The organism is Treponema sp., assembly GCF_017430385.1.
Lineage (GTDB): Bacteria > Spirochaetota > Spirochaetia > Treponematales > Treponemataceae > Treponema_D.
The window spans coordinates 12,417-32,293 of record NZ_JAFRNB010000040.1; the positions used below are offsets into that span (position 1 = coordinate 12,417).

At 41.9% G+C, this 19,877-nt stretch carries 21 protein-coding genes; 10 read left to right on the forward strand and 11 right to left on the reverse strand.

The window, feature by feature from the left end:
* The first annotated feature begins 78 nt into the window (after window positions 1–78).
* Genes IJJ71_RS03100 through IJJ71_RS03110 form a run of 3 tightly spaced genes read left to right on the forward strand, consistent with a single transcriptional unit; the run spans window position 79 to window position 3,815 of the window.
* Window positions 79–1,320 (forward strand): response regulator, encoded by a 1,242-nt coding sequence (locus IJJ71_RS03100; protein ID WP_296845255.1) that lies wholly within the window; start codon window positions 79–81, stop codon window positions 1,318–1,320.
* Window positions 1,307–2,962, forward strand: coding sequence for a response regulator (locus IJJ71_RS03105; protein ID WP_296845256.1), 1,656 nt, complete (start codon window positions 1,307–1,309; stop codon window positions 2,960–2,962). Before IJJ71_RS03100 ends, IJJ71_RS03105 begins: the two co-directional genes overlap by 14 nt.
* A 1-nt stretch (window position 2,963) precedes the next feature.
* Window positions 2,964–3,815, forward strand: coding sequence for a histidinol-phosphatase (locus IJJ71_RS03110; RefSeq protein ID WP_296845257.1), 852 nt, complete (start codon window positions 2,964–2,966; stop codon window positions 3,813–3,815).
* Here the strand turns inward: IJJ71_RS03110 and IJJ71_RS03115 are convergent.
* Window positions 3,812–4,168 carry a TraR/DksA family transcriptional regulator gene (locus tag IJJ71_RS03115; RefSeq protein ID WP_296845258.1) on the reverse strand — a complete coding sequence of 119 codons (357 nt, stop codon included), beginning with the start codon at window positions 4,166–4,168 and terminating at the stop codon, window positions 3,812–3,814. The two genes, IJJ71_RS03110 and IJJ71_RS03115, sit on opposite strands and share 4 nt — an antisense overlap.
* A 92-nt stretch (window positions 4,169–4,260) precedes the next feature.
* On the opposite strand from IJJ71_RS03115, the gene infA reads away from it, so the two are divergent.
* The gene (infA, locus tag IJJ71_RS03120) at window positions 4,261–4,482 is read left to right on the forward strand and encodes a translation initiation factor IF-1 (protein WP_184661244.1); all 222 of its coding nucleotides are present in this window, start codon (window positions 4,261–4,263) and stop codon (window positions 4,480–4,482) included.
* On the opposite strand, the gene IJJ71_RS03125 is transcribed toward infA, so the two are convergent.
* The 9 genes from IJJ71_RS03125 to IJJ71_RS03165 all read right to left on the reverse strand — a co-directional run bounded on the left by IJJ71_RS03125 (window position 4,479) and on the right by IJJ71_RS03165 (window position 14,031).
* Complete coding sequence (locus IJJ71_RS03125) at window positions 4,479–5,096, reverse strand: DnaJ domain-containing protein (RefSeq protein ID WP_296845259.1); 618 nt, start codon at window positions 5,094–5,096, stop codon at window positions 4,479–4,481. The genes infA and IJJ71_RS03125 overlap by 4 nt on opposite strands.
* A gap of 67 nt (window positions 5,097–5,163) precedes the next feature.
* Complete coding sequence (locus IJJ71_RS03130; RefSeq protein WP_296845260.1) at window positions 5,164–6,585, reverse strand: MATE family efflux transporter; 1,422 nt, start codon at window positions 6,583–6,585, stop codon at window positions 5,164–5,166.
* 74 nt (window positions 6,586–6,659) lie between these two features.
* On the reverse strand, window positions 6,660–7,244 hold the full coding sequence (locus IJJ71_RS03135) for a Smr/MutS family protein (RefSeq protein WP_296845262.1): 585 nt from the start codon (window positions 7,242–7,244) through the stop codon (window positions 6,660–6,662).
* A 24-nt stretch (window positions 7,245–7,268) separates the two neighbouring features.
* A complete protein-coding gene (locus IJJ71_RS03140) occupies window positions 7,269–8,417 on the reverse strand; it encodes a hypothetical protein (protein WP_296845263.1) in 1,149 nt (382 codons plus the stop codon).
* Complete coding sequence (locus tag IJJ71_RS03145; protein ID WP_296845264.1) at window positions 8,401–10,047, reverse strand: vWA domain-containing protein; 1,647 nt, start codon at window positions 10,045–10,047, stop codon at window positions 8,401–8,403. Before IJJ71_RS03145 ends, IJJ71_RS03140 begins: the two co-directional genes overlap by 17 nt.
* The gene (locus IJJ71_RS03150) at window positions 10,047–11,060 is read right to left on the reverse strand and encodes a VWA domain-containing protein (protein WP_296845265.1); all 1,014 of its coding nucleotides are present in this window, start codon (window positions 11,058–11,060) and stop codon (window positions 10,047–10,049) included. Before IJJ71_RS03150 ends, IJJ71_RS03145 begins: the two co-directional genes overlap by 1 nt.
* Window positions 11,057–12,100 (reverse strand): hypothetical protein, encoded by a 1,044-nt coding sequence (locus tag IJJ71_RS03155; protein ID WP_296845266.1) that lies wholly within the window; start codon window positions 12,098–12,100, stop codon window positions 11,057–11,059. The genes IJJ71_RS03150 and IJJ71_RS03155 overlap by 4 nt, the downstream gene beginning before the upstream one ends.
* A 1-nt stretch (window position 12,101) precedes the next feature.
* Window positions 12,102–12,986 (reverse strand): DUF58 domain-containing protein, encoded by an 885-nt coding sequence (locus tag IJJ71_RS03160; RefSeq protein ID WP_296845267.1) that lies wholly within the window; start codon window positions 12,984–12,986, stop codon window positions 12,102–12,104.
* A gap of 40 nt (window positions 12,987–13,026) precedes the next feature.
* Window positions 13,027–14,031: an AAA family ATPase gene (locus IJJ71_RS03165; RefSeq protein ID WP_296845268.1), complete on the reverse strand. Its 1,005-nt coding sequence runs from the start codon at window positions 14,029–14,031 to the stop codon at window positions 13,027–13,029.
* Window positions 14,032–14,182: 151 nt separating this feature from the next.
* Here IJJ71_RS03165 and IJJ71_RS03170 point away from each other — a divergent pair, with 151 nt between their 5' ends.
* Complete coding sequence (locus IJJ71_RS03170; RefSeq protein ID WP_296845269.1) at window positions 14,183–15,484, forward strand: aminotransferase class I/II-fold pyridoxal phosphate-dependent enzyme; 1,302 nt, start codon at window positions 14,183–14,185, stop codon at window positions 15,482–15,484.
* A 592-nt stretch (window positions 15,485–16,076) separates the two neighbouring features.
* Here the strand turns inward: IJJ71_RS03170 and IJJ71_RS03175 are convergent.
* On the reverse strand, window positions 16,077–16,376 hold the full coding sequence (locus tag IJJ71_RS03175; RefSeq protein ID WP_296845271.1) for a helix-turn-helix domain-containing protein: 300 nt from the start codon (window positions 16,374–16,376) through the stop codon (window positions 16,077–16,079).
* Between the two features lie 120 nt (window positions 16,377–16,496).
* Between IJJ71_RS03175 and IJJ71_RS03180 the strand changes: the two genes are divergently transcribed.
* The 5 genes from IJJ71_RS03180 to IJJ71_RS03200 form a co-directional block, all read left to right on the forward strand.
* Window positions 16,497–17,162: a zinc ribbon domain-containing protein gene (locus IJJ71_RS03180; protein ID WP_296845273.1), complete on the forward strand. Its 666-nt coding sequence runs from the start codon at window positions 16,497–16,499 to the stop codon at window positions 17,160–17,162.
* Window positions 17,163–17,179: 17 nt separating this feature from the next.
* The gene (locus tag IJJ71_RS03185) at window positions 17,180–17,737 is read left to right on the forward strand and encodes a zinc-ribbon domain-containing protein (protein ID WP_296845274.1); all 558 of its coding nucleotides are present in this window, start codon (window positions 17,180–17,182) and stop codon (window positions 17,735–17,737) included.
* Window positions 17,738–17,755: 18 nt separating this feature from the next.
* Window positions 17,756–18,217, forward strand: a complete 462-nt coding sequence (locus IJJ71_RS03190) for a zinc-ribbon domain-containing protein (protein WP_296845275.1) — start codon at window positions 17,756–17,758, stop codon at window positions 18,215–18,217.
* A 9-nt stretch (window positions 18,218–18,226) separates the two neighbouring features.
* Window positions 18,227–19,204 carry an AIM24 family protein gene (locus tag IJJ71_RS03195; protein WP_296845276.1) on the forward strand — a complete coding sequence of 326 codons (978 nt, stop codon included), beginning with the start codon at window positions 18,227–18,229 and terminating at the stop codon, window positions 19,202–19,204.
* 10 nt (window positions 19,205–19,214) lie between these two features.
* Window positions 19,215–19,877 (forward strand): hypothetical protein (locus IJJ71_RS03200; protein ID WP_296845277.1); only part of this gene is annotated, 663 nt, incomplete at its 3' end.

Consider the following 19,877-nt stretch of genomic DNA (forward strand, 5'->3'; position numbering starts at 1 on the left):
CCGAAAATTAAATTTTTTTAAGATTTTCAGGGCTCTCTTAATTGAAAACTCGTATACTATGATGTATTATAAATAGAAATGAAAAGTGTTTTGATAGTTGACGCGCCGCCAATGCTCCGCGAATTCCTTAAAGAAAAATTTGCCGCAGAGAATATTACAGTCGAGGTTGCGGAGGCTCAAAGAGATGCCCTTCCAAAATTCCTCTCTGTTCTTCCAGATTTGGTTATTGTCAACATTGAAAATTCTGTTTCAGATGTCGAAGATTTCCTTGCAAAAAAACAGGCTGATCCAAACGGCAAAAAAGTTCCGGTCATCGTTTCTGGCCCGGTAATCACTCACGAAGAAGCTTCTGATTTGGTTCAGTACGGTGTAATCAAATATTTTACGCGCCCGATTCAGTTCGACCTTTTCTTTGATTCTATCGGCCGCGTCCTTCATTCAGCATTTGCCATTGATTCTACGCCTTGTGTCCTCGACATGCACCTCAATCATCACATCATTTTCATTGAGATTGCAAAAGGACTTAACCGTGAGAAAATTTCTCTTTTAAAATACAAAATCGCAGACATCATTCAAAAGAACAATCTTACTCTTCCAAAACTCGTTCTTATGATGTCTGATTTGAGCCTGTCTTATGTTGACGGTCTCAACCTTGAGCTGCTTCTTACGAACATAACGGAAGACAGGCGTGTTTTAAGGCGCAACATCAAAATTCTTTCATTTGACCCATTTGTTTCTGATTTTATCGAGGGGCATCCGCTTTACGAAGGAATTGAAGTCGTTCAGGATCTTTCTAAAGTCATCACGAGTCTTGTTGACAGCGTTTCCGACAGCGTTGAAAATGTCATTTCCGATAAAATCCTTGCTTCGTCAGAAGCCGATGGAGATGAGTCAATGGGAATCCGCTTCTTCTCCGATGCAGAAACTGTCGGCAACAACGGGGGCCTTTCTTCAGCTCAACCCAACATCGCTATTATTGACAACGACATCAGTGTAATCGCCTACCTCAAACGGGCAGTTGAGACTGTCGCCGAGGTTTCTGCGTTCGCAAGTGGCAAGGACTTCCTCTCGAAAATACAGCAGAAACACTTTGATCTTGTTATCACCGGAATGTACATGCCTGATGTCACGGGCCTTGACATCCTGAAATTCCTTATTGACCGGCGCATAGATCTTCCTGTGATTGTCTATTCAAATGTCGTTCAAAAAGAACTCATCATGCAGACTCTCAAATTGGGAGCTTCGAGCTATCTCATCAAACCGCAGCCCGAAGAAGTCATTGTTCAGAAAGTTCTGGAAGTGCTGAATGCAAGAAAGTAAGTCAGATTCTGGGAAAACTCCCTCGGATATTGACGATACCACTCGTTTCTTTGCGAACACACTTCACGAAATTCGTACCCCGATTCAAACTATAATTGGCTCTGCTCAGCTCATGAAGGAAACTTCATTGGACAAGGTGCAGACCGAATACTTGCGCCAGATTCTTTTCAGTGCGGAAGGATTGCTTGAAATTGCGAACAACATGCTTGACCTCGCAAAAATGAATCAGAATTCCTTCCAGATTGAAGCCATGCCTTTTGACATTTCCCTCGTTGCCGAGCATCTTGCTGATTCCGAAAGCATCAAGGCATTCAACAAGGGGGTCGAGCTTGTCCTTGACATTTCTGCGGCCGTTCCTGCCCTTGTGAATGGTGACTCAATGCGCGTAAGGCAGATTATGCTCAATCTTATCGGGAACGCGGTTAAATTCACGAACGAGGGCTTCATTCATGTTGAGCTTGACTATAACAAAAAAGACGGAATCTGCTTTACTGTAACCGATTCAGGAATTGGAATCACTGAGGAAAAGCAAAAAAAACTTTTCACCGAGTATTTTCAGGCTGACATATCGACTTTCAGGCTTTTTGGCGGAACTGGGCTTGGGCTTTCAATTACAAAAAATCTTGTGGACAGAATGGGCGGCACAATCGGCGTAAAGTCAAATCCTTCCGGCGGTTCAGTTTTCTGGTTCAAGCTGCCACTTGCCGCCGCAATCGAAAAATCTGAAAAAATCCACTTCTGTAAAAATCCCGAAAAACGGCGGATTCTCATTGTTGATGATAGTCATCTTGCTTCACAGAGCCTCAAAAATAACCTTGCCTTGCATGGCTTTACCAGCGTGGAATTATGTGCAGAGCCGGCCGAGGCAGTCCAAAAAATCGAGCAGGCAGAAAATGAAGAGCAGCCTTATGAGCTTGTCTTTGTCGATATGATAATGGATGGCGGGCTTGACGGATTGAATCTCTGTTTTGACATCACAAATTCAAAATCAATTTCGAAAAAGCCATCCCTTTATCTTCTTGTGCCCGAAGGACAGATGCAGCAAGCAGCAAAAATGAAAGATCACAGCCATTACAAGGGCTGTCTTTACAAACCAATTAATAAAGGAGAACTTTCGGAGCTGCTAAAAAAAGAATTCTCCGAGATTGAGCAGCTTGTCACAGTCGATGAGGCCGAAAAGGTTGATGATTCAAAAATTGCCGAAGGAATAAAGATTCTTGTTGCGGAAGACCATCCTATGAACCGAATGCTACTTGAGGCATTCCTTAAAAAATTCGGTGCGGAAGTCTATCTTGCGGAAAACGGCGAGGAAGCTCTCGACATAATCAGGAATACGCCTGAAATCTGCATGGTTTTCATGGATATTTATATGCCGAAAAAGAACGGAATCGAGGCGACAAAAGAGCTGCGTGCCATGCACTTCAACGAGATAATAATTGCATGTACGGCAAACAATGACAAAAATGATTTCGTGGAGTATAAAAAGAACGGCATAAATGATATTCTTGTAAAACCGTACAAAAGCGAGACATTAAAAGAGATGATAGAAAAATGGAAGGCTGTCATGCAAACAATGTCTTTCGAGCAGATAAACCTGCTTCATATCGGAAAAGATTTGTTCATAAAGGATGAGGAGGCATAAAATGAGCGAGGAATACATCAAATCTAACCTTCACACACATTCGACTTTCTGTGACGGAAAGAGCACTCTCGAAGAAAATGTAATTGAGGCCATTAAAAAAGGAATCAAAGTGCTCGGATTCACAAGCCACAGCATGTATCCTTTCTGGACAGAAAGCAACATGAATCCCGAAGACTTCAAGGGATATTGCCGCAAAATCCAGCATTTAAAAATGAAATATGAAGGGGAAATCAAAATCAGGCTTGGTTTTGAAGCAGATTTTATCCCCGGAATTACATTCCCATGCCACAAAAATTATGCCGAATTTGCTCCTGACTATTTAATCGGCTCTCTTCATTTTATTTATCAGAGGGAAGGAGTTTTCGGCGTTGACAATACTCCTGGAATCTGGGCAGAAGGTGCAAAAAAATTCTACGGTGGCGACATGAAGGCCGTGATTGGCGATTATTTTGCCCTGCAGAAAGAAATGCTTGAGAAGTTTGACTTTGAGATTTTGGGGCACCCGGATTTGGTACGAAAATTCAACGAGAAATTCCCAAGTTTTGATGAAAATGCGGAATGGTACAAGGCTTATCTTTCGGAAATGGCAAAAGCCATAGCAAAGGCGGGCAAAGCAACGGAAATCAATACCGGCGCAATCAGCAGGGGCTGGCTGACCAAGCCTTACCCAAGCGAGTATTTTTTGGAAAAATTGCACGAAGCGGGCGTTCCGATTGCAATTACGGCCGACGCCCACGCTGCGCAAAACCTTGACTGTGCCTTTGATGAAGCACGCGCACTTGCAAAAAAAGCCGGCTATACCGAAATCATTTACGACATCGATAAAACCGGCTTTAAATTCTGCAAACTTTAGCGGTTGCGACGCTCGTCCTCGCTCTGGCAAGCTACGCACATAAGCGCATAAGGAATTGCTTCGAGGCGGGCTTTTGGAATTTCTTTGTTGCAGATAATGCAGATGCCGTATTTGCCCTGATTAATTCTCTCCAAAGTGTTGTTGATTCTTTTGAGGCGGTTTGCGTCCTGCGCGCCCAAAGACTCGAGAAGAGCACCGTCGATGACATCTGATGCGACATCAACTTCGTCACCAGGCTCGCCGCTTTCAACCATCTTTTTGTATTCAGAATGTTTGTCGGCTAATGACTTTAATATCTCCTCTTTTTGCTCCAAAAGCACATTTTTCATTTTTTCGATGAATGCTTGTTCCATGTTCCCTTTCTCCCATGTTGACAAATTTTTTTATTATTAGATAATAATAAAGTAGAAATCTTGAAAAGACAAGTAAAATTTTTGGAGGAATCGTGGCTAAAGAAGAAGCTATCGAAGTCGAAGGCATTGTAAAAGAAGCATTGCCAAACACCCAGTTCCGCGTTGAGCTTAAGAACGGCGGACATGTAGTTATGGCGCATTTGTCTGGTAAAATGCGAAAGCACTATATCAAAATCGTACCAGGTGACAGCGTAAAAGTCGCACTCTCACCGTATGACCTCAACCGAGGCCGAATCATCTTCCGAGAACGCTAGCGCAATAATCGCCTGAAACCTCTGGTGATTCCCGTAAATCCGTGGATGACTGCCGCTAAACTCAGAATTGGGCCAAACGGCAGCAAAATCCATGAGAATCTAAAAGACCATACTCCAATCAAAAAAACCGCAAGTTTTTGTAAAATATAAAACAGACTTTCTGGTTTTGACTGCGGCTCGTTCTGTCTTCTGTAAAAACTATATCCGTTTCGGTTCTCTTCCTGCTGACTTTGCCGTGCATAATTGAACCATTGGTTGAAGGCATCGTTAAAATCTTCCTGAGTCTCAGCTCCCCAGCCAGTTCTCTGCCACTGACCCTGCCATGTTCCCTGACCATAGCCGTTGCCCCATCCATAAGAGCCGTAAGTTCCATGATTTTGAGAGGAATAAGCATCGCTTGTCGAATAAGAGCCATAAGAGTCATACTGTCTGCGTTTTGTTTCGTCTGATAAAACATCATAAGCTGCGGATATTTTCTTGAATTTTTCTTCGGCCGCCTTGTCACCTGGATTTTTGTCAGGATGATATTTGACGGCGAGTTTGCGGTAAGCTGATTTTATTTCTGCCGGAGAAGCTGTTTTTGCAACGCCAAGAATTTCGTATAAATCTTCCAATGTATTCCTCTTATGTTTTTATACCTTTAAAATACTGATAATCTTTAAAAGATACAAGAATAAATTGTTAGATTTTAGATTTTCTTATTTTCCTGATGAAGAAGATTGCGACGATTCCCGATGTAATACCGACGAGTCCGTTTGAGACAAGCATTGCGATTCCTACGGCCGGAACTCCGATATTTGTAAAATTCAGAAGCAAGAAAAGCGGAGGAATTCGGTAGATAAAAAGCCTGATAAGGTTCAGCGTCATTGAGATTCTTGTTTTTCCGAATCCGTATAAAAGACCCATGACCGAGGCATTTATCGAAATCAGCACGGAATCCCAGCACTCGTAAGTGTAGATTGTGTTGATTTCCGCGGCGAATTTTGCATCACCTTTTGCAAAAAGATTTATGATATTGTCCTTGAAAATCAGCATGAGTGCCAAAAAAACGCTTGCAATGCTGATATTAATGAGCAATGTGCGGTAGAAGATTCCCAAAGCCCGCTTTACATTCTGATTTCCGAGATTCTGGCTGATAAGGCTTGATTCTGCTTCCTGAAAGCCAGTCGGCGGGTTTGTTGAGAATCCTCCGAGCCTGTTTGAGACTCCGAGCGCACCTACGACAGTGCTTCCCATGCTTGCACACATTGAGTTTACGATTACTTTTCCGAATGCGAAAATGAATTTTTCAAGGAAAACCGGGATGCTTAAATTTGCCAGCGGAACGAGAAAATCCTTTTTAAAAGCACATTTTTTAACGCTGATTCTGAGCGGATTTTTTTTTGAAGTAAGGTTGATGAGGGCAATTAATGTGAGCGAGGCCTGCGAGATGATTGTTGCGACCGGGAGAAGAAGCATTGCCGTGTTCAGCGAGACCAGATTGTTTTTCATGAGACATATTGCGCAGAAATTCAGGATTGTCTTTGCTATCATCACGAGCATATTGCACCACATGATGATTTTTGTGTTTCCGCGGGATTTTTCTGTGGCGAGATAAATCGTGTTTATGAACTGGAAGATGATTGCCGTAATTGCCAGCATAAAATAAAGCGTTCCCTGGCCAATCAAATCTTGTGGCATTCTAATCAGTTTGAGGAAGGGATAGGCGAGGGGGAGTGTGAGCGCAAGGATGAATGCACCGATTGCAATTCCTGCGAAAAAGAGCGTGCTGATTTGCTCTCGGACTTTCTCCATGTTTCCAGCACCGTAGCTCCGCGAAATAAGAATTGAGCCGCCCAAAGAAAGGCCTGTGCCGATTGCGAAAAGCATTGTTTCAATCTGCGCGATGAATGAGACAGTTGAGACTACACCTGCGCTCATGTTTGCGGCGATGAGCGTATCTACGAGCTGAAAAACTTGATGAAGACTGTTGTAAAAGACAAGGGGCAGGGCAATGTAGAAAATTGTTTTTGTCGGCGCACCGTTCAAAATCATTTCCCGGCGGCGGCTTTCTTTTTCGCTCAGAAAAATCTTGTCCTGAGTTTCGGAATTTGCGTTTGCCATGCCTCTATCATACAGAAAAGACTATGAAATAATCTGTACAGTTTTTGATTATTTAAGAATCGAAAGCTGTTTGCCTACTTGATGATGACCCAAGTTGCTCCTGTTCCGCCCATGCTCCTGTCGGGATGGCCTGAAGTGCCGAGGTTTTTGTTCTGCTCGATGAAGGTTTTTACCATTGGCCCCAAAACAGGATCGCTTCCGTTTGAGTGATTTCCTTTCCCGTGCACAATCAGGATTTTTTTGAGTCCGCGGCGGATGCAGTCATTTACAAAACCTGTGAGTTTGAGCCATGCCTCGTCTCTGGTAAGACCGTGTAAATCAATTCTTGCTTCGGGACGCATTGTGCGAAGGTATTCGCGGCTTTCCATTTTTGCACGCTCGTTGTATTCGTCAGCGGCCTTGTCCTTGTCGGTAACACCGTAGCGGCGGAGCCAAAGTTCCATCGGGTTGATTGATTTTTTTGCATCTTCTTCCATCTGGGCTTCGTAAATGCGGCCTTCTGCGGCGAGTTTTGCTCGTTTTCGTGCGGCTTTTTCTTCGGGAGTCGGGGCATTTGCCATTTTATGAGAAACCTGAGGCTGCTTTGCCTTTTCTTTTGCACGATTTTTTTCGGCCTTTTGAACGCCATCCCACTGATTTAAAATATCACCAAAATCCATAGCTTTTCCTTATAACTCTGACCTTTATTTTATTTCAAATATATTATCATTTTTTGTCCAGCCGGAGAATTCCTTACATTCAATGAAAGACCAATCTCCTGCCTGTTCCGTGATGCTGACCTTCTGGCCGCCAGCGAAATTCTGACCTGTTATTTTTTCTTCCGGCACCGAAAGGACCGTTCCGCCTGCAAAGATCGCGAATTTCTTGCCGAACAGTTTTTGTAGAATCGATCTTGTTTCTTTTTCTGCAAGCTTTGCGTATTCTTCCTTTGAGCGTTCTGAGTTTTTTTCGGAAATATCCTGCGATCCAGTTTTTTGGAAAGCTGATTCAAAAATTTCTGAGTCTTTTAGGCTTGAAGTTCCAGGAAGCTGATTTTCGTTGCTTTTTACGATTATTATCGTGTCTTTCGGAGTGTAAATCCTTTTTTTTGCACCGTTGTAAGAAAGCGTCTCTGCGAAAACTTCTGGAAGCGAATATTCTCCTTCCTTTAAGATTTGCCATTCAAAACTTGCGAGTTTTTGGCTTTCCGCTGTGAATTCCGTGATTTTCCTGTTGCCGAATGCGAAATCAAATCGCTTGGTTTCTTTAAAAATTGAATCTTTCGGAAGAATCCACTTGAAGTCATAGATTTGCGCCGCATATCGGATTTGTGCCGTGAATGAAATTTTCTCGCCTTTTTTTACTGTAAGGGATTTCTGGCCTGTTTTTTTGTCGGTTACGATGTTCTTTTGTTCGTCAAAAACAATGTCGATGACCGGGGAAATCAAATTCGGATTCTCGTATACATAAGTCGGCTCGAATTCAAAAAAATAGGTCCTTCCGTTGATTCTTGTCATGAGCGGAGAAAGCCTAGTCTGCGCGGATTCAGTGAAAGTGAACCAAAGTGAAATCTGTGTTCCGCGTTTGCCATCGGCTGCGATGAATTCTTCTTTTTTTGATGAGATGAATCTTGTTCCAAGAGGAAGTTCTGGTAAATCCATCTGGACTTTGCCCGGCTCTACATCAGGAATTTCAAGCACATAGCAGTTTTCCATTTGTGTGAAAAAAATCTCGGAGCGAGGCAAAACCTTGATTTCCTTAAGCTCCTTCCGTGACGGCAAAGAGAAAATCGGAGACAAAATAAAAAAGATGAGGAGAAACTGAATCGCGAATTTTTTAATAGTCCAAAACATCGTTATTCTTTTCGCCTCCATCGCTCATGTTCCGCCATTTTTTTCCTTCCTGCTCGCGGATAAGATTGAAAATTTCGTTGTTCATTTCGGAATTTGCGGCTTTTTCTTCATTTACGCCCTGCATTTGAGCCTGTGCGGATTTTGACTGCTTTTCAGTCAGCTCTCGTTTGCAGAGTTCAAGATTTATTTTTGCGTTGAGATTTTTTTGATTTGCAAGAATCGCCTTTTTGAAACATTCTGCCGCTGCCGAATAATCTCCCTGCCGTTCAAGAATCACACCCTGATTGTAAAAGGCCGCGCTTCTAAGTTCCGGCGGAAGATTCTCGTCATCGAGATTGAGCTGGGAAAGGCGTTCCATTGCCGCATCAAGCTCGCCGATTGAAAGATATGTCGCGCTCAGGTCAAAGGTTGCAAAACTTCTTGCGAGAGAATCTTTTGGTGCCTTTTGTGCCGTGTTCAGAAAATGTGCTGTTGCGCTGGTGAATTTTCCTTCGTACCATGCCCACACACCGTCAAGAACTTGTTTTTTTTCAGAAGAACATGAAGTCAGAAAAATCGTCGAAAAAATCATCGTGGTTGCAATGAGATTCTTGAATTTCCGGCCGTTTCCCTTTCGGAATTCTCCTGCAATGAAAGAAAAAATCAGGCATAAAATCGAAAGAAGGATGAAAAGTGAATGATGGTTCAGCTGCTTCATTTCATACGAGAGCGTGCTTTCTTCTCCGTTCCCCGAAGCTTTTATCTGATTCAGAAGTTTCCATGCCGAGCCGGGCGATTTTGAGTCAATGAAAGTAATTATTGATTCATTCGCAGAATTTGACTTTCTGTAATTTCTTTTGCTGATTGACTGGGCAAGTTCTTCCATTTCTTTGGAACGCAAGGCCGTTCTCACGCGTTTTTTTCCGTCGCCGGTTATAATTTCAGTTTCCCGCTCAGTTCCGAATCCTACGAGGGTGACGGCAACATCATTTTTTGCGCATTTTTCCAGAGCTTTTTCAAGAAGATTGTCAGTTTCGTCACCGTCAGTGAAAACCCAGATGTACTGTGATTTTGATGAATGTTCAGGAATTGCGTTCAGCGCGGCTTCGATTCCGTTTCCAAGCGAACTTCCTGCGGAAGTCATAAGTGTCGGCGAAAGATTTTCAACCATCGTTTCCATTAAGGCCGCATCTTCGGTCTCTGGGATTGCGACAAATCCGTCTCCTTTTGCCAGAACTGCCGAAAATGAAGCAGAAGAAAGCTCCTGCAAAAGTGATGATACATAAATCTTTACACAATCAAGCCTTGATTTTTTTTGAGGGCCGTCTTCTGCGAGCATTGAATATGAAATGTCGAACACAAAATTGATGTTGCTTCCGCTTTTGTGCACTGGAACTTTTTTTGCTCCCCACGAAATTCCTGCAAATGCCATGACTGCAAAAATCCATGAGAAACAGCGGAAAATTGTTCTCCATAAAAGTGATTTTTTTGCAGGCCTGAATAATGACGAATCGTTTTTGGAAGCTGATGCCGCTGTTAAATTCTTCTTGATTTTTTTGTAGCGTGCAAAAATAAAGAGAAAAGCTGGAATCACCATGAGTGTCAGGAGAAGAATTTTCGGATTTTCGATACTGACTGTTTCAAAAATCATTAAAGCACCTCCGAAAGCATAACTCTTCTTATAAACCATGCCGAAAAGAAAAGAATTACGGTCATGAACAAAAAGAAGCCGTAGCAGTTATTGTCCGAGAACCTGTAATGAAATGACTGAACCGAATCTTCCCGCCGTGAGATTTCGGCAAGTGCTGATGAAAGTGCGGCCGTCGATTCAGTTCCGAAATATTTTCCGTTTGCGAGCATTGAGATTTCTTCTAGCGGAGTTTTGTCAAAATCTGATTCATAAAATCCCGAATGAATTTTGCCGGTTTTAGGGTCAATGTATTCGATTGGAACTGAGCCTTTTGTGCCGATTCCGAAAGTGTAAAGCGTGATTCCGTTTTCTGCCGCAAGATTTGCCGCCGTTTCAGGATGAATGGAGCCTGCGTTATTTTCGCCGTCCGTAATCAGTACGATACATTTTTTGGGCGCGTTGCTTCCCGAAAGATGGTAAATTGCCGTGCTCAGCCCGATTCCGATTGCCGAGCCTTCGCCGAATTCGCCGACATTGAGATCAGAAAGTCTTTTTAAGAACAATTCGATGTCATTTGTTGGCGGAACAATGCAAGCAGCTTCGCTGGCCATTGCAACCAGTCCGTAACATGCGCCTCTTTCTGCCGCTGTGAGCGTTCTGATTCCGATTTTTGCCGCTTCAAGCCGAGTGACCTGTTCGTTTGCGAGAGAAATATCCCTGGCCGCCATTGAAGGGCTTGTGTCGAGCACGAAAAGAATGTCGGTTCCGCGTGAAGTGTAAATCTTTTCTTGATGCCGGATAATCGGGTTTGCCAGTGCCGTTACGAGCGCGATAAACCCGAGAACTGCGAAGACCTGCGAGAAAAATCCCACGATTTTGGCAATAGTATTTTTGTATGTGAAAGTTTTTCCGCCCCAGTCAGAAATTGTGAGCGGAAACGAAATCTGCGAGAAAATTCCCAGGTTGCGGAGAATGTAAAGTGCGGGCAGGGCGAGAAGGAAGAAAAATGCCTGCGGATTTTCAAACTGAATCATTCTTCGGTCTCCTTGTCAAAATCTTCTATTAAATGAATCGCATCTTGGGCGAGAGTGAACCTTTCGTTCTTGCCGTTGTTTTCGTTTTCTGAAAGGAATTTGCCTGCTTCTGCAAAACGGATGTATTCGAGCCTGTTAAAAATTGCGAGCAGGTTTTCGATTGTGTCTTCCTGAGAAGTTCCCAAAGTTCCGCCGAAAAGTTCCGTGAATTCTGCGTAAAGTCTGCTCGTTGTAATAGAAGAAAAATCGTGTCCGAAGCGTTTGTTCAAGAATTCACGCAGGATGTGCTGGATTTTTTCAGCGAAATCTTTGTCGGAAGCGATTTGCTTTGAATTTTTCTGCAGCCTGACCAGCCGCCTAATGTTTCTTCGAGAATTTTTTCGTAGTGAATAGAGATAAGAGATGTTTTTGACAAAAGCTGCGACCCTCGGAATATGCAGGAGAATGAAAACCAGCACCGAGAATACCGTCAGCGAGATGATTGCAAGAATCGCAAGGAAGGCCGTTGTTCCGCTCATTACAAGTGGAGCAGACTGCGGTAAAAAAGTTTTATGCCCTGTCTTTGCGACGATGGATTTTACTTCGATTGGTGAAAGATTGATGATGAAGGTCGTGAAAGTTATTGCCATTGGAGAAGAGGAGCCAGAAATTTCTTTTGAGAAATCCAATGAAGAATTCACGAGGGAATTGAGATTGAACGGCGGAATCTGTAAAAATCCTGTTTTCCACGGAATCACCGTCATCGTCAGGGTGTATTCTGCGTTGATTTTTTCAAGGGTTGCCGTTTTGACTGTAAAATCAGCCGCGTTTGCCTTAAAAAAGTCGTAGTCGGTGTTGAGATTCAAGAAAGCTGATGGAGATTCTGCAAATGCTCCGCCAAAAAGCTTTGCCTCGGAATGAAAAATGTAGCGGATTTCAACAGTGTCGCCGATGTAGATGATTTTTGGCATAACAAGCTGGAGATTTTCTGCGTGTGACGGAACTGAAATCAAAATCAGAAGAGATAGAATTGCAAAAATGTGCGGAAAAAAGCGTTTCATCCTAAGACCTTGCCTTCTGTTTGAAAAATCTCGACAAAACCAAAGCCGCATCGTCCTCGGTTGAAAGAATCATCGGGGTTGCACCGTGTTTTATGCAAAATTCCTTCCATAATTCTGTGCGTTGCATGTTTGCTTCGCGCCATTCATGCTTGAATCGTTTTGAAAGAGTCGGAAAAATTCCCAGTTTTTTTGTTTCCGGGTCAAAGAACGGTACTGTTCCCATGTTCGGCAGCTCTGAATCTGTCGGTGAAGTGATTTTTACGGCAATAACATCATTTTTTTGGGCGAGCTGGGCAAAAGGCTTTTCCCACTTTGCGCTTCGGAAATCTGAAAAAATGAAAATGAGCGAGCGTTTTTTAAGAAGTTTTGCCGCACCTGTGATTGCGTTTGGCAGAACCGAGCCGTCAGTTTTTTCTTCATCAGTGATTGAATCGAGTTTGTCGAGTTTTGAAAGAATCATCATGGAATTTTCTCGCCCGGCCTTTGGTTCACAAGAAAACTGAATCTTTCCGTCGAAGAAAACTGCCCCGATTGCACCAGAATTGTGCTCAGCTGCCAGCAAAAGAAGTGCCGCCGCTTCCTGAGCCTGTGAAAGCCGTGAAGAAGCCAGCCCTGATTCCATTGAGCGGGAACAGTCCAGAATCAAAAAGACCGAAAGCTCCCTGTCCTCTTCATATTGCTTGATGAAAGCCCTTCCCATGCGAGCCGTAACATTCCAGTCGATTGCACGCACATTGTCGCCGTGCAAATATTCGCGGACATCACTGAATTCGATTCCCTGTCCGCGGTAAAGCGACTTGAAGCTACCGTTTCGCATGTTTTCGGCAAGGCTGATTGCGCTGAGACGAAGTTGAGATGCTTTTTTGGCAAGTCTGGTCGTGTTCATAGGCATAAAATTTAACCACAGATTACACAGATGTCACGGATTATGGAAGTGGCATTAAGTCCAGAATCTTCTGAATCAAATCGTCGCTTGTAACGCCGTCTGCCGCAGCCTCATAAGAAAGAACGATTCGATGGCGAAGAACTGCCGGTGAAGCTTCTTTGATGTCGTCCGGAAGAACAAAATCTCGGCCTGAGAAAAGCGCGTGTGCCTTTGCACATTGCAAAAGTGCGATTCCAGCCCTGGGGGAAGCACCGAATGAGATATATTTGGAAATGTCGTCCTTTTTGGGCATCGTTCGGACGGCGATTTTTGAAACGACCTTTTTTTCTGAAACCGGACGGGTTGCCGCAACAATCGAAACGATGTATTCAATCAGTTTTTCGTCACAGTTCACTTTGTCCAGAAGAGCCTGCATTTCACGAAGTTTTTCTGCCGAAAGAATCTTTGTGACTGGAACTTCATTTGCTTTGCCAGCCGTTTTTACGATTGAAACTTCTTCGGCGGGCGTTGGATACGGAACGAGAACTTTGAGCAGGAATCGGTCAAGCTCGGCTTCGGGGAGATTGTAAGTTCCTTCCTGCTCGATTGGGTTTTGGGTTGCAAGAACGATGAAAGGTGAGGGGAGCGCGTGAGTTTCTTCGCCAATCGTGACCTGACGCTCTGCCATTGCTTCAAGAAGGGCCGACTGAACTTTTGCAGGCGAGCGGTTGATCTCATCTGCAAGCACGACATTAGTAAAAACCGGACCTTTTCGCACGGTGAATCGGCCGGACCCCTGCTCGTAAATCAAAGTTCCGCTAACGTCAGCAGGGAGCAAATCAGGAGTGAACTGAATGCGCTTGAAATCAAGCCCCGAAAGCTCAGCAAATGTTTTGACCGCAAGCGTTTTTGCAAGCCCGGGCACTCCTTCAAGCAAAATATGCCCGCCACAAACAAGGGCTGTAAGAATGCCGTCAATGACCTGCTCCTGACCGACAATTCGTTTTGCCGCCTCAGATTTTATCGTCGCAACAAGATTCTTGTATTCTGTAAAGTTTTCGTTCATGAGAAAAGTATAACAAATAAGATGAAATTGTTGTAGTATCATAGAATTATTCATATTTATGCAAAATATTCACAAAATTTGCATTTTTATGCATAAATATGCAGTATTTTCATTGACACTGAATATTTCTATCAATAAAATAATTTTTATCATGTTAAATCCATTGGCACAAGAATTGAACGACACTCTCCGCGGAACAGTCGCAGGGGAACTTCTTTCAGATTTGGGAACTCGCATTTTCTTTCCGCGAGGCATTATTTCTCAGGGCGGCGAGGCAAAACAGTTTGGCAAAGTCGCAAACGCAACAATCGGCACCACGATGATTGAGGGCAAACCAGCCGCTCTTCCGTCTGTCAAAAAATTCGCACCAGAGCTTACCAACGGCGAACTTGTTGCATACACACCTACAGCCGGAAACCCTGACTTGCGCAAAAAATGGAAAGAGCTTATGCTCAAAAAAAATCCGGGTCTTGCTGGAAAGGCTACTTCAAATCCTGTCGTAGTCCCAGGTCTCACAGCCGGAATTTCATATCTCTCAGACCTTTTCGTGGATACAAATCATCCGCTTTTGGCCGCAAATCCTTCTTGGGACAATTATTCTCTCGTTGTGGAGACTCGCCGTGGGGCAGAGCTTCACACATTTAATATGTTCCGTCCTGCGGACGACAACAACGGTGGATTCGACATCGATTCATTCAAAAAAGCAATGGAAGAAGAGGCAAAATCAGGCTCAGTCCGAGTTCTCCTCAACTTTCCTCAGAATCCAAGCGGCTACTCACCAACGAACGCCGAGGCAAAAGAGATTGTTCAGGTCGTAAAGGAACTTGCCGAAAAGGGCACAAAAATCATCGTTTGGGATGACGACGCATATTTCGGCCTTAACTACGAGGAAGACATTTATCCTCAGTCTCTTTTCGCAGAATTCGCTGATTTGCACGAAAATGTCCTGGCAGTAAAAGTTGACGGACCAACCAAAGAAGATTTCGTCTGGGGATTCCGCTGCGGCTTCCTCACATTCGCAGGCAAAGGAATCAGTGACGAGCAGTACCTAGCTCTCGAAAAAAAACTCATGGGTCTCATCCGCTCATCAGTCAGCTGCTCTTCAAGCCCAAGCCAGTCAATTTCCCTGAAGGCCTTCTCCGAGCCAAAAATCGAAGAAGAAAAGAAGGCTTTCCGTGACATGCTCTGCGCCCGCTACAAAAAAGTCCGCGCATTCGTTGACACACATAAATCAAGCGTCCTGGAAGCCCTGCCTTTCAACTCAGGCTACTTCATGAGCTTCCACACAGAATGCAACGCCGAAGAATTGCGCCTCAAAATCCTTCACGAAAAGCAAATCGGCACAATCTCAATAGACGAAAGCACCTTGCGCGTAGCATTCAGCTCGGTAGACGAGTCAAAAATCGACCAGGTTTACTCAGCGATTTACGCCGCTGCAGAAGAGATGAAATAAGTTAGAAGTTAGCAAGTAGCAGTGAGCAGACAGCAGTTTTGGGGGCTACCGCTTTGCGGTCGGGCTTTTCTGGGTTCCGCTACCGCTACATTGCTTCGGTCGCCTTGCTTCCTACGCAACGGCTTCGCCGCCCCTACAATCCCTAGCCCATCAGTTTTATGAAAATCACATGGACTGGCTCCGTGTGATTTTTTTTGTCGCAAAATAAATTTCCGTATATATTCTGAAAATACTTGTCGTTTTTGCTTGTTTAGTATAGTATACATATTGTAGGGGATGCTTGCATCTGCGGCGGCTTGCCTCCGATTTCTCATGAATGAAGGAGGCCGTCTGTATGACGTTTTATGAAATTGTAATGCTTGTTATTACAATCATTTCACTGATTATAGATCTGCTCTCTTTCCTGTTAAAATAGGTTAGAAGCATAAAAAAAGCCCGCCCTGTAGCTGACAACTTTCGGACGGGTTTTAACAACTTGCTACGGAGGCGGTCGCTCATTTGCAAGCGTCCCCGCTTTCTTTTACTATACACTGCTATTGCAGTTTCGTCAACTTTTTGGACTTTCTGCACACTTCATGTGAGTCTTTCTATATTATTTCCCGAAATATCCCTGGAGTTTATTGTACATCTCTAGCAGAAGTTCGTGTTGTTCTATTTCTTTTAAAACATTGCCTTGAATCGGATTACTGGAAAAAAGCAGGGCGGGATGAACATCTAATACAGTGGCGATATCTATAATCAAATCGAAAGAAGGTTTTGCAATTCCACATTCAATATTACCGATTGTGCTTGTGGTAACATCACATAATTCTGAAAGTCGTGCCTGCGTGAGTTTCTTTTCTTTCCGGTATTTCTTCAAATTTGATATAAATTCTTGCTGATAATTTGTCATTTTTATCAGTATAAAACGATGAATTTAAATTTGACATCTTATAGAATTGATAATACAATCTTAATATCAGTTAAATTGATATTATTAAAGTTGAAATTGATTAAAAAAGAGGAGAAAACTATGTTTTGTAAAAATTGTGGAAATAAACTTACCGAGGGAACGGCTTTTTGCCCAAACTGTGGAAATGCCGTGAGAAGTAGTGCGTTTCAAACAACATCTTCTATGACTTCTAACACCACAGGAAATGAAGTTTTTGTTCGAGGATTTAAATGTGCGGGAAACGGTATGTACTATGCATTTTGCTATTTTGCACCTATCGCTTTGCTTGTACTAGGAATATATATCGCACAATATACAAATTTTGGTCTTTTTCTGGCTCTCGTTGGTTTTTTAGCTGCAATTTTTATAAAAAAAATTTTCAAACAAAGTATTTTATATGATGAATCTCAACAAACTTTTTTTTACAATGCACATTCCCATTTACCGTTTACGATGAAATCGTTAAGCATTGCTGATGTAAAATCAATTCGTCTGAGATATGTGAAAGTTGGATTTGGTACATCAAAAGTTTCTCTCAATGATCCTGGAAAATATCATGTTATTTCATTGGATGCAGAAAATTCAGAAAAATCAATAAAAGTTTGGTTCCCAAAGGATGGAAATGCAGAAGAATTTATCCCGGTTCTTGAAAAAGCAATTCAAACAAGCGGTAAATCTCTAAGCGTCGATAAAAAAGATGAATTGATTAAATGGGCGGATTTTGAAACTGAACTCAATAATGCCTAAACTACGAGGAGAAAATTATGTTTTGTGAAAATTGTGGTGAGGAATTAAGTGATGAGGTTCAGTTCTGCACAAAATGCGGTAAACCGATAAAAACTGAAACAGAAACTCCACAGAAAAATTCAAAAATGCCTGCTTCAAAAAAAATAATTGATAATATCAAAAGTATTGGAGCATTAATTTTTATCATATTTGTTGCAGTCGCTCTCGTCAGAAATTGTTCTTCTTGTGCTGAAAGAAGTGGTCTAAAAAGTACGGCATCAGAAAAAAATGCAATAAAAACAATTAAGGAATCCTATTTTGATAATTATCCGTCTATGACAATTGGAAAAGCAGTAGATAATTTTTTTTCAAAACCAAAATGGTCGGCAGGGCTTCCGGAGGACAACTCTCTTCATGGTTATATGCTGGTTAATTGTAAAGGTGGCATAACTTATGATGATAAACCTGTCGATGCGGAGATTCAATTTTTATTGCATTCTGAAACTGGTGCATTTGAATTAAATGCTTTTGAACTGAACGGTATTCCGCAAAGTCAATATATGATAATTTCACTTTTATCAGCAATGTATGAATAAAAAAAAAGGAGAAAATCTATGTTTTGTGAAAATTGTGGTACAGAACTTGAAAATAATGCTGCTTTTTGTACAAATTGCGGAGCAAAAACTGATGTTGTCGTAAATATTGCTACTCCAGCTAATTTTGTTCAACAAATCAAAGCGATTAATGTCTCCGAGTTTCTTAAATCGAAAGGAAAATTTGTCGCTATTGTAGCTGGCGTGGTTTTAGTTCTTGCTCTCATTATAGCAAATTCGTCAGATCCTATGGATAAGGGGCTTGATAAAATGGAAACGGCAATAGTACGAATGGAAAAATTACAAAAGAAAAGTAATGATAATAAAATTGATCAGGCTACATTTCTTTCTGAATATACAAAAATAATGAAAGAAATTAACGAAGCTCAAAAATTAATTGATGGTTATGATGATTCAGAAATAAGCCCTGAACAATGGCAGCGTTTTTTAAATTTGACACAAAGAATGTATCAGTTAAATTAAGGGGTATTTATGTTTTGTCCAAAATGCGGAAAAGAAATATCTGATAATCCAAAATTTTGTCCTTCATGCGGGGCAAATCTCTCATCAGATTCAGAATTTCAATCTTCAAAAGCACCTGTTCTAAATGGAACTGTAACAATCAACAATCTTTTTGATAACGAAAATATACTTCAAAAAGAAAACGGTGGTTGTTTTACAGTGTATGAACATCAGAGTGATTTGAGTGTTTCCCCATTAACATCGTCTATTGCGTACTTTATGCAGCAAATGAATGTAAGAAAGCGACAGGTTCTTTGCAAACTCGAAGGAAATGCCGTAAAAATTCAAGCGGGTGCAATGCAATGGATGAGTGGAAATGTTCAAATGCAATCTGATGTAAAGTCTGTCGGTTCATTTCTTGGAAAAGTTGTAAAAGGGGCAATTACTGGAGAATCTGCTGTAAAACCCTTGTATTCTGGTAATGGTTATGTAATGCTTGAACCTACTTTCAGGCATTTACTTGTTGAGAATGTCGCAGACTGGGGAAGCGGGATAGTTCTTGATGACGGACTTTTTCTTGCCTGTGACGCTCGAATTCAAGAGTCAATTTCTCGAAGAACAAACCTTTCTTCTGCATTGCTTGGTGGAGAAGGTCTTTTTAATTTATGTCTTTCAGGAAACGGATACTGTGTTCTTGAATCTCCTGTTCCTCGTGAAGAACTTATCGAATTCAATCTTGATAATAGTGTGGTAAAAATTGACGGAAATATGGCGATTGCATGGTCATCATCACTCAATTTTACAGTCGAAAAAGCCGCAAATTCTTTGATAGGTTCTGGTCTAAGCGGAGAAGGATTTGTAAATGTCTATTGCGGAACTGGAAAAATCTTAATGGCACCAACAATTACAGGAACAGTTCATGATGACAAATCAAAAGGCCCGCAACAAACAGAATCAAATTCTTCACAAGGACTCGTTTCAAGTCTTGCAAGTAGTTTACAATTCTAAAGGGTAAATCATGAAAAAAATTATTTTTACTTTGTTATCGATTTTAGCAATTCTTTTATCAATCAGTTGCAAAAAAAAATCTCTTATCAATTCTATTGCAACTACTCAAGAGAAAAAAGAATTTTCTGGAACTTATTGTGCATACAATGAGAGTGAAGACACAGCTCAGATTATTATTTTCTATGACAACAATGAATTTGTTTTAATGGATATTTCTGATAATATTGTGCTTTCAAAGCGATTTGCCTTGCGAAAAGACAATGACACTTATTATGTAAAACTCATTGCAACATATAATTTCGGCTGGGAAGAAGAAACTTCTCAGGAAGAAATAATTGATATGCAAGATATGGAAGATATACTTATCATTGAAGGAAAAACATACACCAATTGGGAATCTCTTTATGGAGATATTGCTGAAAGCTTTGAGCAAAGTATGGAAAGTTATTTTGAGGGGATTTGGACAGATTTTTCTACATCAAAATATACAAAAAATGATGTAATAACTTTTAATGGAAATCGCTACGCAACCGATTCTGGTTTTGAAGGTAATTTCTCATACAAGGACAATACTCTCTTTCAAGACGGTTACAACACTCCAACTTATATTCTTGATGAAAATCATTTTGCTTCAATTCCCGACACAGACGGTGAAACAATCTGTAACATCTAC